14 protein-coding genes and 1 tRNA gene are annotated in these 14405 nt (G+C 55.8%); 8 read left to right on the top strand and 7 right to left on the bottom strand.

The features are described 5' to 3' along the window. Nucleotides 1-60: 60 nt before the first annotated feature. The 3 genes from ACR0K5_RS01375 to ACR0K5_RS01385 all read right to left on the bottom strand — a co-directional run bounded on the left by ACR0K5_RS01375 (nt 61) and on the right by ACR0K5_RS01385 (nt 2786). Nucleotides 61-531 (bottom strand): hypothetical protein, encoded by a 471-nt coding sequence (locus ACR0K5_RS01375; RefSeq protein WP_480627947.1) that lies wholly within the window; start codon nt 529-531, stop codon nt 61-63. A 431-nt stretch (nt 532-962) separates the two neighbouring features. Beyond that, nucleotides 963-2588: a DUF6538 domain-containing protein gene (locus ACR0K5_RS01380; protein ID WP_480627948.1), complete on the bottom strand. Its 1626-nt coding sequence runs from the start codon at nt 2586-2588 to the stop codon at nt 963-965. A 111-nt stretch (nt 2589-2699) separates the two neighbouring features. Continuing rightward, nucleotides 2700-2786, bottom strand: a tRNA-Leu gene (locus ACR0K5_RS01385). Between the two features lie 142 nt (nt 2787-2928). Between ACR0K5_RS01385 and ACR0K5_RS01390 the strand changes: the two genes are divergently transcribed. Then, nucleotides 2929-3588, top strand: coding sequence for a DsbA family oxidoreductase (locus tag ACR0K5_RS01390; protein WP_480627949.1), 660 nt, complete (start codon nt 2929-2931; stop codon nt 3586-3588). Nucleotides 3589-3627: 39 nt separating this feature from the next. Next, nucleotides 3628-4284 (top strand): lipoyl(octanoyl) transferase LipB, encoded by a 657-nt coding sequence (gene lipB, locus ACR0K5_RS01395; protein ID WP_480627950.1) that lies wholly within the window; start codon nt 3628-3630, stop codon nt 4282-4284. A gap of 315 nt (nt 4285-4599) precedes the next feature. On the opposite strand, the gene ACR0K5_RS01400 is transcribed toward lipB, so the two are convergent. After that, nucleotides 4600-5541, bottom strand: a complete 942-nt coding sequence (locus tag ACR0K5_RS01400) for a cation diffusion facilitator family transporter (protein ID WP_480627951.1) — start codon at nt 5539-5541, stop codon at nt 4600-4602. Between the two features lie 293 nt (nt 5542-5834). Between ACR0K5_RS01400 and ACR0K5_RS01405 the strand changes: the two genes are divergently transcribed. Further along, nucleotides 5835-6254, top strand: a complete 420-nt coding sequence (locus ACR0K5_RS01405; protein WP_480627952.1) for a MerR family transcriptional regulator — start codon at nt 5835-5837, stop codon at nt 6252-6254. 3 nt (nt 6255-6257) lie between these two features. Here the strand turns inward: ACR0K5_RS01405 and ACR0K5_RS01410 are convergent, their stop codons facing one another. Continuing rightward, entirely contained in the window at nt 6258-6677 is a 420-nt protein-coding gene (locus ACR0K5_RS01410) for an HIT family protein (RefSeq protein ID WP_480627953.1), read from the bottom strand. Between the two features lie 305 nt (nt 6678-6982). On the opposite strand from ACR0K5_RS01410, the gene ctaD reads away from it, so the two are divergent. The 3 genes from ctaD (at nt 6983) to ACR0K5_RS01425 (ending at nt 9899) form a co-directional block, all read left to right on the top strand. Continuing rightward, nucleotides 6983-8641 carry a cytochrome c oxidase subunit I gene (ctaD, locus tag ACR0K5_RS01415; protein WP_480627954.1) on the top strand — a complete coding sequence of 553 codons (1659 nt, stop codon included), beginning with the start codon at nt 6983-6985 and terminating at the stop codon, nt 8639-8641. A 122-nt stretch (nt 8642-8763) separates the two neighbouring features. Beyond that, entirely contained in the window at nt 8764-9363 is a 600-nt protein-coding gene (locus ACR0K5_RS01420; RefSeq protein WP_480627955.1) for a DsbA family protein, read from the top strand. A 44-nt stretch (nt 9364-9407) separates the two neighbouring features. After that, a complete protein-coding gene (locus ACR0K5_RS01425; RefSeq protein ID WP_480627956.1) occupies nt 9408-9899 on the top strand; it encodes a DUF2244 domain-containing protein in 492 nt (163 codons plus the stop codon). Between the two features lie 20 nt (nt 9900-9919). On the opposite strand, the gene ACR0K5_RS01430 is transcribed toward ACR0K5_RS01425, so the two are convergent. Next, nucleotides 9920-10405: a GatB/YqeY domain-containing protein gene (locus ACR0K5_RS01430; protein ID WP_480627957.1), complete on the bottom strand. Its 486-nt coding sequence runs from the start codon at nt 10403-10405 to the stop codon at nt 9920-9922. Nucleotides 10406-10588: 183 nt separating this feature from the next. Here ACR0K5_RS01430 and carA point away from each other — a divergent pair, with 183 nt between their 5' ends. Beyond that, complete coding sequence (gene carA, locus ACR0K5_RS01435) at nt 10589-11755, top strand: glutamine-hydrolyzing carbamoyl-phosphate synthase small subunit (protein ID WP_480627958.1); 1167 nt, start codon at nt 10589-10591, stop codon at nt 11753-11755. A gap of 82 nt (nt 11756-11837) precedes the next feature. Beyond that, nucleotides 11838-13715 (top strand): glycosyltransferase, encoded by a 1878-nt coding sequence (locus tag ACR0K5_RS01440; protein WP_480627959.1) that lies wholly within the window; start codon nt 11838-11840, stop codon nt 13713-13715. 3 nt (nt 13716-13718) lie between these two features. Here ACR0K5_RS01440 and ACR0K5_RS01445 read toward each other — a convergent pair whose 3' ends face one another. Next, the gene (locus tag ACR0K5_RS01445) at nt 13719-14366 is read right to left on the bottom strand and encodes a GntR family transcriptional regulator (protein ID WP_480627960.1); all 648 of its coding nucleotides are present in this window, start codon (nt 14364-14366) and stop codon (nt 13719-13721) included. Nucleotides 14367-14405 lie beyond the last annotated feature (39 nt).

Here is a 14405-nt window from a genome sequence, read left to right on the forward strand (position 1 = left end):
TTTTTTCTTGTAGTTTGATGTTTCAACCGGGGCGCTGCCCCGGCTGTTTCAGAAGTGGTGTTAAATGGAGCCGTGGCCGTAGCCAGCCGCTAGTGCCTGCTCGAAACGGGTCTCCACTTGCTCCCCGACGTACTCGTCAAGCGTACCGGCACGAGCCATACTCATCCTGCGTTCGGGCGGAATGCCAGCGACTACTTCGTCCGTAAGACGCTGCCGCAATTGGTCATCCGAGGATGCCAGACAACGCTGTGATAGCTCGCAGCCGTTGACCGCGTCACGTGCCCAGACAGCCCACCCCTCGTGCGTCACAGGGACTTCTACGACTGAGGCCCCCTCAAGCCGAGCGAGCACCTCAGGGCGCAAGATAACCTCTGCGGTTATCTTGTCCGCCAACATAGGTGCCAGCCGGTTCCCATATTCACGCGCCAAGGCAAGAGCCATATTGTGCCGGATTTCTTCCAACTTCTTGGATTGAGGCATAGTCAAGCCCCGCTCCAGATTTTCGATGTGGTTCAGTCGGTCGGTTCCCATTTATAACCCCCTGTTCTAAAAAGTTGTCGGATGTAAAAAGTATCGCTAAATCCAGCGTCTTTGACGCGTGGCAGCACAACATTGATTGAGTAAAGCCTCTCTCTCCTACCTCCTGTAGCGCTGGGCGGAGCCAATGCATACGGCAGGGGATAAGGCTGGATTAGAATACGACGAGCGGCGTAGTACGAAATGCCCAACGCTTCGCCGACCTGACTTGTTGTCAGCATCTGCAAACCTCTTGTTTTGGATGAAACGCCTCTGGCGTAAGGTCAGCATCACCTATGCTGACCGGGTATGAGAACTCACTACCATACTTTAACCGGTCGGCCAAGAAACTGCGCAAAAACGGGTCATTTTGTCGAAGCTATTTTCAACAAAAAAGCCCGCCTTTCCGACGGGCTGCATGTATTTCTTGAAGCGTATCTCTTCAATCAGGGCCCAAGTGGGTCAACCTTTTTCAAGCTATCAAACAGGTACTGCATACCAGCACCGTCCCCATAGCCGCCCTCAACGGCATCCCTATTGGCACGGCCCGTCAGGTAGCGACGGTGCGCGTCCGAAATATTGGCGTTGTCGCAGGCATCTTGAAAGCGATGACGGAAGCTGTGAAAAACCGCCTTTTTGTCTTTAATCCCCAATTTCGAACGCAGCAGATACGAGAAGCGCTTGCCGTAATCGGCGCTGACGCGCCCACGAGTGTCGGGCGTCATTTCTTCAAGCTTCTTCGCGTACCGCCCAAATTGGTTGAATGCGAAGGCGTCAGCCGGTCGGGCTTCAACCACCCCCCGCAATCCGGCTGTGATCAGAGCGGGATGGACAGGCACCCAACGAACGGACGCCGCATTTTTGGTTTTTTGGTCTTCGCCTTCATCGGTGATTTTCATTGACCAAACGCCGCCGATTTCTTCGAAGTCATTCGTTCGAAGCTGACAGGCTTCTTGAATCCTCAAACCGTGGTAGGCAGCAATCCATGGTGCCCAGCGGTCTACGGTGGTGCTTCCGTATTGGTCCGCGTTCGATCCTTTAACGAATTCCAGTATCTTACCGACTTCCTCACCTGTGAAGGCACGGCGGGTCTTTTCGGCGCTGTGCTTCACCTTGGGTTTAACCAGTTTCATGCCCGCCCATGGGTCAGTTTCAACGAAGCGCCGCCCTACGGCGTGAGACATGAGACCTTTGAGCATGTCGAAATATTTCTTCTGGGTGGCATATCCGATGGTATCTGCCCCGGTCTTCTTGGCATCTGCGATAAGCTGCAGGAAAGCCATGTCGCGACGCTTACCGCTCTGGACTTTAGGAAGGCCTTTGAGCGCGTCGGTAAACTCTCTCAGGTGCGCACCGGTAATGTCCTGCAATCCAACCTCGCCATGCAGTTCAGTGAAACGCCTAACGTATGTTCGCCCGTTTTCTGCCGTATGTGCATCAACGGACGGTGCCCAATCTTCGACCAAATCGCGCAAACTGAACACATCGCCAATCAAATCTACGTCCTGACCGATCTGGCGCAGCACCCGCCCCCGCGCGTTTGTTTGGGCGCGTATCGCCGCTGACGCGGCGCGGTGTTCTGCTTGCTGTATCTGTAGCTCTTCTGGGTCGGTAAACTCGTCAATCAGCACCTTTGAGGGCGGCGCACCCGTCTTTTGAACAACAAAACTGTCACCTTTGACATAATCGACTTCACCGCCTTCAACGTCGAACGTGCCCGCGTCAGCGGGTTTTCCAGCCTCCAAGAATGCCAAAGCCCTCTTGCTTTGCTCGAACTCTTTCAGAAGCCCGGACAATCCACCTGCTTTGTCCAGCAGTGCCTTTTGGTCGGGCGGCAGGTGGCGTGCCAAAGCCTGCCAGCCCTCTTCCGCTTTTGCCTGATCCTGCTGAGCATCCATGATCGCGCGGATCGCACGAACTTCCTTTTCAGCGATTTTGGGGTCGGATGTTTTCAGGCTTTTTTGGTAAACAACTTTGCCGCCCCAGTGCCTACGGATGGCTTCAGGCACTCGAATCTTGGCGTGGTAACGCCCGCGAAGCTGGATAGTCCCATCAACCCTAGGCAATGCCATTTCAGCACTCCAACTGGAATCATCACACGTACTTGTGTGATGTATTGTGTGACGTTTTGCAAGGCTAAGGCCCTATTTTTACGAATTTACTTATTTTTATGGATGAAATACTGGTGCGGTCGAGAAGACTCGAACTTCCACGGGAGTTACCCCACAGCGACCTCAACGCTGCGCGTCTACCAATTCCGCCACGACCGCACTGCCAATGACTTGGTAAAGCGGCGTATAGACGTTGGTGTGCGCGATGTGAAGAGGCAAAAAACGCTCTGGTTTAAAATCCTTCACCGCAGCCTTATCTTTGCCAGTGCACGACGCGCCATTGATCTGACAGGAGCCGCAGATGACCTCGCCCGATACCCGCCCAATCGTTCAGATCGATATCGTCTCGGACGTTGTGTGCCCCTGGTGTATTGTCGGGTTTCGCCAGCTTGATGAAGCACTGCAGCAACAGGGTGTCCTTGCCCGGCTTCGCTGGCATCCGTTCGAGTTGAACCCCAACATGCCGCCCGAAGGCCAGAACCTGCGTGAACATATCATGGAGAAGTATGGCTCGACCGCTGAGCAAAGCCAGGAAGCGCGTGACAGGCTTACCTCGATCGGCGCTGAACTCGGCTTTACCTTCAACTTCGACGAAGACAGCAGGATGGTGAATACGTTCTCGGCGCATCAGTTGCTGGACTGGGCGGAAGGGCAAGGTCGGCAGCATCCTTTGAAACTGGCGCTGTTTGACGCGTTTTTCACACAGCAACAAGATGTGTCCGATATTGACGTGCTGTTGGCGGCAGTTCGATCCGCTGGGCTGGACACGGAAGCAGCGCGGCAAGCGCTTGAAAGTGGCCAGCACATAGCACCGGTTCGCGAAAAGCAGCAATTCTGGACCAGCCGAGGCGTTTCAGGCGTTCCATCCATGGTTTTTGGCGGAAAATACCTGCTAACCGGCGCGCAGGGTTCTGAAACCTATGCACAGGTGTTGCAACGGTGCTTGTCTGAGGCAGCCTGACCCCTTTCCCTGACCGATCTGGACAGATATGAGGCCGGCATGGAATGGAAAATCACAGATGGTCTGATCAGCTATGACGACGCCGTCGCCTTTATGGAGGCACGCGTCGCTGCAATCGCAGGCGGCGACGCCGAAGAATGCGTCTGGTTGCTGGAACACCCACCGCTTTATACTGCGGGCACCTCTGCCAGGATCGAGGACCTAACCGACCCTGATCGCTTTCCGGTTTACGAAAGCAAGCGAGGCGGCGAATACACTTATCATGGACCCGGTCAGCGCGTGGCCTATGTCATGTTGGATCTGAACAAGCGCGGGCGCGACGTGCGCCGGTTTGTGAAGCAGTTGGAGACCTGGGTGATCTCAGCGCTGGCAGAATTCAATGTGCAAGGTGAGATTCGTGACGGTCGCGTGGGGGTCTGGGTTCGGCGTGACGACAAGCCGTTGACGGTGACCGGCAAACCGGCGGAAGACAAGATTGCCGCGATTGGTCTACGCCTGCGCAAATGGGTCAGTTTTCACGGTATCTCGGTGAATGTCGAACCGAATCTGGAGCATTTCTCGGGCATCGTCCCCTGTGGGATCAGCGAATACGGTGTGACCTCCTTGGTCGATCTGGGGCTGCCGGTGACAATGGCGGACCTTGATACAGCACTGGAAAAGACATTCGTCGACGTTTTTGGCCCCGTGGCTTCCTGATTCCATCTGTCGATCACTGCGCGGCGAATCGATGCGCTCCATTCAAGCAAACAACAATCCCGGCGACAGGCTGGCTCTGTTTCCTATGCGCAAAGTAATTAACCGCGAAAACACAGAATTTAGGATAGTCTTTAATCAATTTTTAACTCGGGTAGATACAAAGGCACCGTTAACGAGTAATATGAAACTGCCAATCAAGAGTGAGTGGTATGTTAACCGGTGATCCAGGGCTCGCCCTCGAAATCCGATAAGTGTTTGGTTACGAGTCTGCCGTTCCGACCCCAAATCGGAACGGCAATTCTCTTTAAGGCACAGCTAGTTTTCCTGATGCCCAAATCGGGACGAACCGATGCAGGCGCGGTCGGCCTGTTCAAGCTCGAGCGTCGCATGGCCCACCCCAAAACGATCTTGCAGGGTTTGCCTGACACTGTCCCGCACCCCTTCGGCATTCGGCCAGGCGTTCGTATCGATGACCAGATGAGCCGTCAGCGCGGGCTGCCGTTCCTGCATGCTCCACAAATGAACATGATGCACTTCCGCCACCCCTTCTGTTTCTTCGATAGCCGCCGCAACCTGCTCTGGTTCCAGGTCGGGCGGAGCGCCCAGCATCAGAACGCGGATCGTCTCGCCCATCTCACCTTTGACATGCCACATGATATAGACCGAGATCAGGATCGTTACCGCCGGGTCCACCCACGTCCAGCCGAACAGGATCACTGCAGAGCCCGCTACAATCACGGCGATTGATCCCAATGCGTCAGCAACATTGTGAATGAATGCGGCCCGGATATTCATGCTTTCTTTGGCCATAGTATACGTCAGCGCAGCGGTTACGAGATCGACCACCAATGCCAGCGCGGCAATCCAGACCACAATCCAGCCATTGATCGGCTCGGGTTCAAAAAACCGCATCACGCCTTCGTAGAACAGATAGACCGACAACACGATCAACGTGGTGTAATTGACCAACGCGGCGACGACTTCGGCCCGGCCATAGCCAAAGCTCATACGGGGGTCGGCTGGACGCCGGGCGATTTTGCGCGCGAAAAACGCGATGATCAGCGCGACGGCGTCCGAAAAGTTGTGCAACGCATCGGCAATCAGCGCCAGAGAGCCCGAAATGATGCCCCCTATGACCTGAGCCACTGTCAGGAACATGTTCACCCCAATCGCCCAGGCGACGCGCGCGTCACCTGCGTCTGGATCAATGTGGCTATGTGGGTGACCATGCCCGGTGTGGGAATGCTGGTGTGCCATATCGTTTCATGTCCCTTGTTACGGCTTCCCAGAGCATGTAATTCCTCTAGCCACTAGAGGTTCAAGAGCCCCGAGGAAAAAGATGATGTCACTAAAGCGATCTCTTCTGAACGGAATTGTGCCCAAGCTGATCTTTTCGGTCCCGGTGGCAATTTTTTCGCTTAGAAGCGAGGGGTTTTGGGAAAGCCCAAAGATGCAGATTTTTGTTATTGGTTTGCTGGTACTGGTTTTTTTTGGTGAAGCACTGATTTGGGTCATTAAAAACAACATCAATAACAAAAGGCACTAGAGCATTGTATTCGATTGGAGATCTTTCGCGTCGGACACAGGTAAAGATTCCGACCATTCGGTTTTATGAAGACAAAGGCCTATTGCCCAAGCCAGAGCGAACGGAGGGCAATCAGCGCCGGTATGACGAGGCGGCGTTGAAACGGCTGTTCTTTATTCGCCATTGTCGTGATTTGGGATTACCCTTGGCCGACGTGGTGGGTTTGCTGTCCCTTGAGGGTGCATCGGGCAGCGACCTCAACCGGGCGCACGAAATTGCCGAAGTGCAACTGGCCGACCTCAGGGACCGTATTGCCCGCCTGCAAAACCTCGAGGCTGAACTGACCCGAATTTCAGCGGCCTGTGACGGGCAGCACGATCATGTCTGTGCCGTGCTGCACGCGTTTGGAGATCACAGCGAATGTACGGGGCCTCACAACGCCTAATGATCAGGCGAGTGCAGCGCTGATCTTTTTCGCATGTTCCCCGATAAGCTCTAAATCCCCCATCTTGCCCGGCGGGCGCATGGAAACACCTTCGTAGCGCGGTAAGATGTGAAAATGCAGGTGGAACACTTCCTGCCCGCCTGCCGCCTCGTTGAATTGCTGAATCGTCACACCGTCTGCGTCGAACGCAGCCTTAACCGCCCTGGCCAATTTTTGCACCGTATTCATCACCGCTGACAGTTGCGCGGGCGAGGCATCCAGAACATTGCGGCAGGGCGTTTTGGGGATCACCAGCAGATGTCCGTCCGTACGCGGCATGATATCCATGAAAGCTAACGTCTCTTCGTCCTCGTACACGCGCATGGAAGGAATTTCTTCACGCAGGATTTTGGCAAAGATGTTGTCGGGATCGTAATCGGTCATCTCAAGTCTCCGGATTGCGGGTGTTGGCACAGTTCTGAGATGCATGCAGGCAACGGTCAAGGCGGAACTCTGCCATGTGCCTCACCGATCCGAAACACCGGGCTTGAAATCCCATCCGCAATGTCCAGATAACCCGTGTTCAAGGCCGGAAAATCGTGTGGCACCCGCCCGCCCGCGACAATTAATCTTGATCCAGATCAAACTCGGCCATTGAAGGTCGCCCCTACGCATTCTAAAACCAGCAGGAATCCCGCGCGTTGGAGAGGTCCGACTGCGCGGTGCAGTTGCAACAGGAGGCACCTATAATGGCAGACGCAGCCATTCATGGCCACGACCATGAAGACGAGCGCAGCTTTTTCCAGCGCTGGTTCATGTCGACCAACCACAAGGACATCGGGATTCTGTACCTGGTCGTTTCGGCGCTTGCCGGTCTGATCTCGGTTCTGATGACCGTCTACATGCGGCTCGAACTGATGCACCCCGGTGTTCAGTATATGTGCCTGGAAGGCTTCATGGCCGACCCATGTACCCCCAACGGCCATCTTTGGAACGTGATGATCACCTATCACGGTGTTCTGATGATGTTCTTTGTTGTCATCCCGGCCCTTTTCGGCGGTTTTGGCAACTATTTCATGCCGTTGCAGATCGGTGCGCCGGATATGGCGTTCCCGCGGATGAACAACCTGTCCTTCTGGCTGTACGTCGCCGGCACCTCTCTGGGTGTGGCCTCGCTGCTGGCGCCGGGCGGTAATGACCAGGCCGGTTCGGGCGTGGGCTGGGTTCTGTACCCGCCGCTATCCACGACCGAGGGTGGCATGTCCATGGACCTTGCGATCTTTGCCGTACACGTATCGGGCGCCTCCTCGATCCTCGGCGCGATCAACATGATCACCACCTTCCTGAACATGCGTGCCCCCGGCATGACCCTGTTCAAGGTGCCGCTGTTCAGCTGGTCGATCTTCGTCACTTCGTGGCTGATTCTTCTGTCGCTGCCTGTTCTGGCAGGCGCGATCACCATGCTGCTGATGGACCGCAACTTTGGCTTCACGTTCTTTGACCCGGCCGGTGGCGGTGACCCGATCCTGTATCAGCACATCCTGTGGTTCTTCGGCCATCCCGAAGTGTACATCGTGATCCTGCCCGGCTTCGGCATTATCAGCCACGTGATCGCGACTTTCTCGCGCAAGCCGATCTTTGGCTATCTGCCGATGGTTTGGGCGATCATCGCGATTGGTGTGCTGGGCTTCGTCGTATGGGCGCACCACATGTACACCGTTGGCATGTCGCTGCGTCAGCAGGCTTACTTCATGCTGGCCACGATGGTCATCGCGGTACCTACAGGCGTTAAGGTCTTCTCGTGGATTGCGACCATGTGGGGTGGCTCGATCGAGTTTAAGACGCCGATGCTGTTCGCCTTCGGCTTCCTGTTCCTGTTCACCGTTGGCGGTGTAACCGGCGTTGTGCTGTCGCAGGCGGGTGTGGACCGTGCCTATCACGACACCTATTACGTGGTTGCGCACTTCCACTACGTGATGAGCTTGGGTGCCGTATTTGCCATCTTCGCTGGTATTTACTTCTATTTCTCGAAGATGACAGGCCGTCAATATTCCGAATTCTGGGGTAAAGTTCACTTCTGGCTGTTCTTCATCGGCGCCAACCTGACCTTCTTCCCGCAGCACTTCCTGGGCCGTCAAGGCATGCCGCGCCGCTACATCGACTACCCCGAGGCATTTGCCCAGTGGAACTTCGTATCGTCGATTGGTGCGTTCATCTCGTTCGCCTCGTTCCTGCTGTTCTTCGGCATCGTGATCTACGCTCTGCTGCGCGGCGCGAAAGAGACGCGTCCGAATCCGTGGAACGAATATGCGGACACGCTGGAATGGACCCTGCCCACCCCGCCGCCCGAACACACGTTCGAGCAGTTGCCCAAGCAGGAAGACTGGGACAAGGGCCACGCGCACTGATCCCGTTCTGATCTAAAGAAACCCCGCCCAAGTGGCGGGGTTTTTCATTGCCAGCGCTGCAGGTTCGCCAAGTGCATCAAAATCAGCTATGATACTCCGGCAGATCAGTCGGAGGGTCGGCCATGCCGGAAATCGACTTTTGGTATTCAATCGGCAGCACTTACAGCTTCCTGACCGTAATGCGTCTGGACGATTGGTGCGATGAGCATGACGCCACAGTAAACTGGCGGCCCTTTAACGTGCGCGCAGTCATGTCGGCTCAACAGAATATCCCGTTCGCCGGAAAACCCGAAAAATCCGCCTATATGTGGCGCGATATCGAGCGGCGCGCCGCCAAGTACCACATCCATGCACGCCTGCCCGCACCCTACCCGATATCCGATCTGGAATTGGCCAATCAGGTCGCAGTGCTGGGGATGACGGATGGTTGGGGTAAATCCTTTACCCAAAACCTGTATCGCATCTGGTTCGAGGAAGGTGTCGAAGCAGGCAGCGAAAGCGCTCTGTCCGAAGCCCTGTTGCGATGCCAACAGGATCCCCGCCTGACGTTGGCGCGTGCCCGCAGCCCCGACATCATCTCTGCGCTTGAGACCGAAACCAACATCGCCGTGCAGCTGGGTGTTTTTGGTGCCCCCAGCTTTGTTGTCAGGCAAGAGGTGTTCTGGGGTGACGACCGATTGGATGATGCCCTGTCCTGGGTTCGGGTCGGTCACGTCGTCTGATCAAATCCCGTCGACACCGGGCCTTGCCGCGCTATGTTTCTGGTATGCCGTATACGTGGAATCAGATATCGGAAAACGAACAGGAGCTGCGCCTCTGGCCGCATAATTCGCTGCCGCCGCAAGGGGCAATGATTACGATCCTGTCTGTGTTTCTGTTTGGACTGATCCCGTTACTGGCCATGCTTGGATCTGCTGTCTTGTGGGGGTTGTTGCCGTTTTTGCTCATCACTGTTCTCGGGCTTTGGCTGGCGATACAGACCAACTATCGCGCCCGCAGTGTGTTTGAGGTTTTTACGCTGTCCGATACCCAAGCGCGACTGGTGCATCACATCCCAGGCAAAGACCAACAGGAATGGTCCTGCAACCGCCATTGGGCGCGACCCGAAATGCATGAAAAAGGCGGCCCGGTTCCCCACTACGTCACCTTGTCCGGCGACGGACGCGAAGTCGAAATCGGTGCATTTCTGTCAGAAGACGAGCGTATCACGCTCTATGATGAGCTGGTCAGGAAACTGCGCGCGCCGGTCGCGCAGTAGTTATTGTTTAGCCTGATGTCTCAGCAGTTGCCGTTTGATGCGGCGCACAGGTGATCTTTGACCATCGGCCCAACCTTGCCGAAATCCATCTGTCCGGTATAGCGGGTCTTAAGCTCGCCCATGACCTTGCCCATGTCACGAATGGAACCCGCTCCGGTTGACGTAATCGCAGCCTGAATCGCCTTTGACACTTCGTCGTCATCCAGCTGCTTAGGCAGAAACTCTTCGATGACGGCAACTTCCTGCATCTCGCGCTCGGCCAGATCAAGGCGACCGCCCTCTTCATAAGCGCGCGCGCTTTCCTTGCGTTGCTTGGTCATTTTACCAAGGATTTCAAGCACCTCAGCATCGCCGCAGCCTTTGATCTCTTCATTATCTGAGGCGCGCGCGGCGATATCGCGGTCCTTGATGGCCGCGTTTATCAACCGCAGCGTCGACAGACGCGCGGCCGCTTTGTCTTTCATTGCTTGCTTCAGGGCGGCATTCACCCGTGATCGCATGTCCATTTGGTTTGTCCATCCCCATGACAACGGAACCCCGAACATATCTAAACAAAAAGCGTGATACAACCGGGGGCGAATACACGTAACCCATTGAAAAACAACAATAGCCGAAAAATTGAACAGACTTGACCCAAGGGCTTAACCCCCTTAGGTATGCGCCGATTTACCCTGCAGGAGAGTCGCGCCATGGCCCAGAACGCCCCGTCCAAGCCCACCGCATGTCTGGCTTTGGCCGACGGAACACTGTTTTACGGCATCGGTTTCGGCGCGACCGGACAGACTGTGGCCGAGTTGTGCTTCAACACCGCGATGACCGGATATCAGGAAATCATGACCGACCCGTCTTATGCCGGGCAGATTGTAACCTTCACCTTCCCCCATATCGGCAATGTCGGTGTGAACCCAGAAGATGACGAAACCGGTGATCCAGTCGCTGCCGGCATGGTCGTGAAATGGGACCCGACCGAACCGTCGAACTGGCGTTCAGCCGAAGAACTGAAGACTTGGCTGGAGCGTCGTGGACGCATCGCTATCGGTGGCGTCGATACCCGGCGCCTGACCCGCGCAATCCGCCAGCAAGGTGCGCCGCATGTTGCGCTGGCCCATGACCCCGAGGGCAATTTCGACATCGAAGCGCTGGTCGCAGCTGCTCGAGGCTTTGCCGGTCTGGAAGGCATGGATTTGGCCAAGGACGTCACCTGTGCCCAAAGCTATCGCTGGGATGAGATGCGGTGGGCCTGGCCGGACGGGTACAAGCGACAGGAGGCCCCTGCCCACAAAGTCGTGGCCGTCGATTACGGCGCCAAACGCAACATTCTGCGCTGCCTCGCCTCAGCCGGATGCGATGTAACCGTTCTGCCCGCGACGGCAACCGCCGCCGAGGTGCTGGCCCATCAGCCAGACGGCGTGTTCCTGTCGAACGGTCCCGGCGACCCCGCTGCAACCGGTGAGTACGCTGTTCCGATGATCAAGGAGATTCTGGACACAACCGATCTGCCCGTTTTTGGTATTTGCCTTGGCCACCAGATGCTGGCGTTGGCATTAGGCGGACAGACAGTCAAAATGAACCACGGCCACCACGGTGCAAACCATCCGGTCAAGGATCTGGACACCGGAAAGGTCGAAATCACATCAATGAACCACGGCTTTGCGGTGGATGCACAATCTCTGCCCGACGGCATCGTGGAGACGCACCGGTCGCTGTTTGACGGTTCGAACTGCGGTATCCGCATGACCGATCGGCCCGTGTACTCTGTGCAATACCACCCCGAAGCATCGCCCGGACCACAGGACAGTTTCTATCTGTTCGAACGTTTTGCCGATGCCATGGAAAAGAAAAAAGAACAGGCCTAACGCTCAAACAATCCAGTGTTAACGGGACGTTAACCTTGTTTGAACAACCCTGAGCGCAAGTAATTGCGCCAGGGTTTTTTTTATGGTTGAGCTTAACCTTCAGGATTTTACGACCGCGGCCCCGATCCCGGCACCCGGTCTTCGCAAACCACTGGGCACTTGCCTGTTGGAAACCGGGGTCGTCACCCGGTCGCAACTAGACCACGCATTGAGCCTGCAAGCCAGACAGAAGGCGCCGCTTGGGGAAATTCTGGTTGGGGAGGGTTATGCCAACCGGCAAGATGTGTTGGACGCCTTGTCCACACAGTTCGGGTGGCAAATCGCGGACCTCGAACAGATCACGCCAATGTCCGGATTGTGCGACCTGAAGCCAGTAGATTTCTGGCTTGAACACAATGTTATCCCTTGGATGCGTATCGGCCCGCTGCTTTTGGTCGCCACTGCCCGGCCCGATCGTTTTGCAACCGTTACAGTCGCGATGCAGGATTGCGACTATGCCATCCTGCCGGTTCTTGCGGATTCTCATCAGATCGACAGGGTTATAGCTCAGCAGCTTTCACGACCTCTGGCTGAGGTTGCGGAAAACCGTGTTGACCCCGCGCAAAGCTGTCGCAACTGGACTGTGAGATCTCGGGTCATTCCATCTGTGACAACGCTTGGCGTGTTAACACTTTTTGTCCTTTTCCCCTCGTTTGGTTTGCTGGTGTTGTTGGGCCTCGCAGTAGGGACTTTATTGCTGTTTGCAGCCTTTCGACTATTTGGCACCTTGGCCTACCTTCGCCATCGCATAAGAAAGTCGACCGAACCAACTGAAGCGGCAATCGCACTTCGACACCCCTGCGTGTCCATCATGGTGCCGTTGTATAAGGAACGTGAAATCGCAAACGCTCTGGTGCAACGGCTGCAAAGGCTGACCTACCCCAAAGCGCTGCTGGACGTCATTCTCGTACTTGAGGAAACGGACGACGTGACACGCGACGCCCTTTCACAGGTGTCTCTGCCCAGTTGGATACGCATTGTTGAAGTCCCAAAACTTAACGGCTTAACCACCAAACCGCGCGCCATGAATTACGCACTGGATTTTTGCCGTGGCGACATCGTTGGCGTTTGGGATGCCGAAGACGCACCACAGCCGGATCAGATCGAACGTGTTGTGGGGCACTTTACCCAAGCCTCGCCCGATGTGGTGTGCCTGCAAGGAGTTTTGGATTACTACAACCCTCGCACAAATTGGCGGTCTCGCTGTTTTACCATCGAATACAACTGCTGGTTTCGTGTCATCCTGCCGGGCATAGCGCGAATGGGGTTGGTCGTCCCGCTTGGAGGTACAACGTTCTTCTTCCGCCGCGAAAAGCTGTTGGAACTGGGCGGCTGGGACGCCCATAACGTCACCGAAGATGCCGATTTGGGCGTACGGCTTAGTCGAGCCGGCTACCGGACCGAGATGGTGGATACCACGACATTCGAAGAGGCAAACTTCCGAGCCTGGCCTTGGGTAAAACAACGCTCACGATGGCTCAAAGGTTTCATGGTTACGTATCTGGTGCACATGCGTGACCCGCAAAAACTGTATGGTGACCTTGGTGCGGTGAAGTTTTTCGGACTTCAGGCCTTCTTTCTGGGCACGCTGGGTCAATTTCTTCTGGCACCTGTTCTTTGGATCTTCTGGCTATCGACTTTGGGGTTGTCCAATCCGATGGAACAATTTCTGCCGCATCAGATCTCAACAACCCTAATTTGGTTATTTCTGGCGACAGAAGCCCTGAGCATCAGCGTTGGAATCATCGCTGTATTCGCGCGTGAACGTCGGTTTCTATTGCCATGGGTCCCAACAATGTTCTTGTATTTCCCGCTGGGCGTGATCGCGGGTTACAAAGCACTGTGGGAACTGGCGACCAAACCTTTCTTTTGGGACAAAACACAACACGGGCAAGCCAGCGAAGACATTCCGCCAGCCTGACATCTATTTGTCGCGGCGGCTCGCGTCCTGTTTCAGACGCGTCATGAAAGCGATCGAAATATGTTCCTTCAGCGCCTGCCCCGCGGCTTCCTCATCCCGGGCGGCGATGGCTTCGACAATTCCCTTATGCTCGCTTTGAGCAATTTCACCGCGCCCCTGAACCGCCAGAGAAGTAGTCGCCATCAGGGCCATCGTCCGATGGACCAGATCGAGTTGCTGAACCAGGTATCGATTGTGTGACGCCAGGTGAATCTGTTCGTGAAACCGTCTGTTGGCCCGCGACAAGGCCGAAGGATCGCCAATCAGTCTGTCGTCTTCGACAACCATGTCCTGAAGAACCTTGATCTCTTCCTCGGTGGCGTGTTTCGCGGCCAGCCGTGCGGCAAGCCCTTCCAACTCGCGGCGCACGATGTAAAGCTCGGCCATCTGATTGTGATCCAGGGAAGCCACGATCAACGACCGCCCGTCCCGCTCCAGCAAGGATTGGGTTTCCAGGCGTTGCAGCGCTTCGCGGATCGGGGTGCGTGACACCCCGAAACGTTCTGCCAATTCGCTTTCGACCAATCGATCACCGGGCTTGTAGACACCCACATCGATGGCTTCGAGAATAAGACTGTAGGCGTCCTTTGTCGGGGATCGGGTCTGGCTCATGGGGTCGTTCATCTCCTCGTTCGGACATGTCTAGCCGCG

Source organism: Ruegeria sp. AB9 (assembly GCF_056542585.1).

Coding starts and splice junctions, on each gene's coding strand:
- ACR0K5_RS01375 (WP_480627947.1), bottom strand. CDS start 531: ATGGGAACCGACCGACTGAACCACATCGAAAATCTGGAGCGGGGCTTG.
- ACR0K5_RS01380 (WP_480627948.1), bottom strand. CDS start 2,588: ATGGCATTGCCTAGGGTTGATGGGACTATCCAGCTTCGCGGGCGTTAC.
- ACR0K5_RS01390 (WP_480627949.1), top strand. CDS start 2,929: ATGACCTCGCCCGATACCCGCCCAATCGTTCAGATCGATATCGTCTCG.
- lipB (WP_480627950.1), top strand. CDS start 3,628: ATGGAATGGAAAATCACAGATGGTCTGATCAGCTATGACGACGCCGTC.
- ACR0K5_RS01400 (WP_480627951.1), bottom strand. CDS start 5,541: ATGGCACACCAGCATTCCCACACCGGGCATGGTCACCCACATAGCCAC.
- ACR0K5_RS01410 (WP_480627953.1), bottom strand. CDS start 6,677: ATGACCGATTACGATCCCGACAACATCTTTGCCAAAATCCTGCGTGAA.
- ctaD (WP_480627954.1), top strand. CDS start 6,983: ATGGCAGACGCAGCCATTCATGGCCACGACCATGAAGACGAGCGCAGC.
- ACR0K5_RS01420 (WP_480627955.1), top strand. CDS start 8,764: ATGCCGGAAATCGACTTTTGGTATTCAATCGGCAGCACTTACAGCTTC.
- ACR0K5_RS01425 (WP_480627956.1), top strand. CDS start 9,408: ATGCCGTATACGTGGAATCAGATATCGGAAAACGAACAGGAGCTGCGC.
- ACR0K5_RS01430 (WP_480627957.1), bottom strand. CDS start 10,405: ATGGACATGCGATCACGGGTGAATGCCGCCCTGAAGCAAGCAATGAAA.
- carA (WP_480627958.1), top strand. CDS start 10,589: ATGGCCCAGAACGCCCCGTCCAAGCCCACCGCATGTCTGGCTTTGGCC.
- ACR0K5_RS01440 (WP_480627959.1), top strand. CDS start 11,838: ATGGTTGAGCTTAACCTTCAGGATTTTACGACCGCGGCCCCGATCCCG.
- ACR0K5_RS01445 (WP_480627960.1), bottom strand. CDS start 14,366: ATGAGCCAGACCCGATCCCCGACAAAGGACGCCTACAGTCTTATTCTC.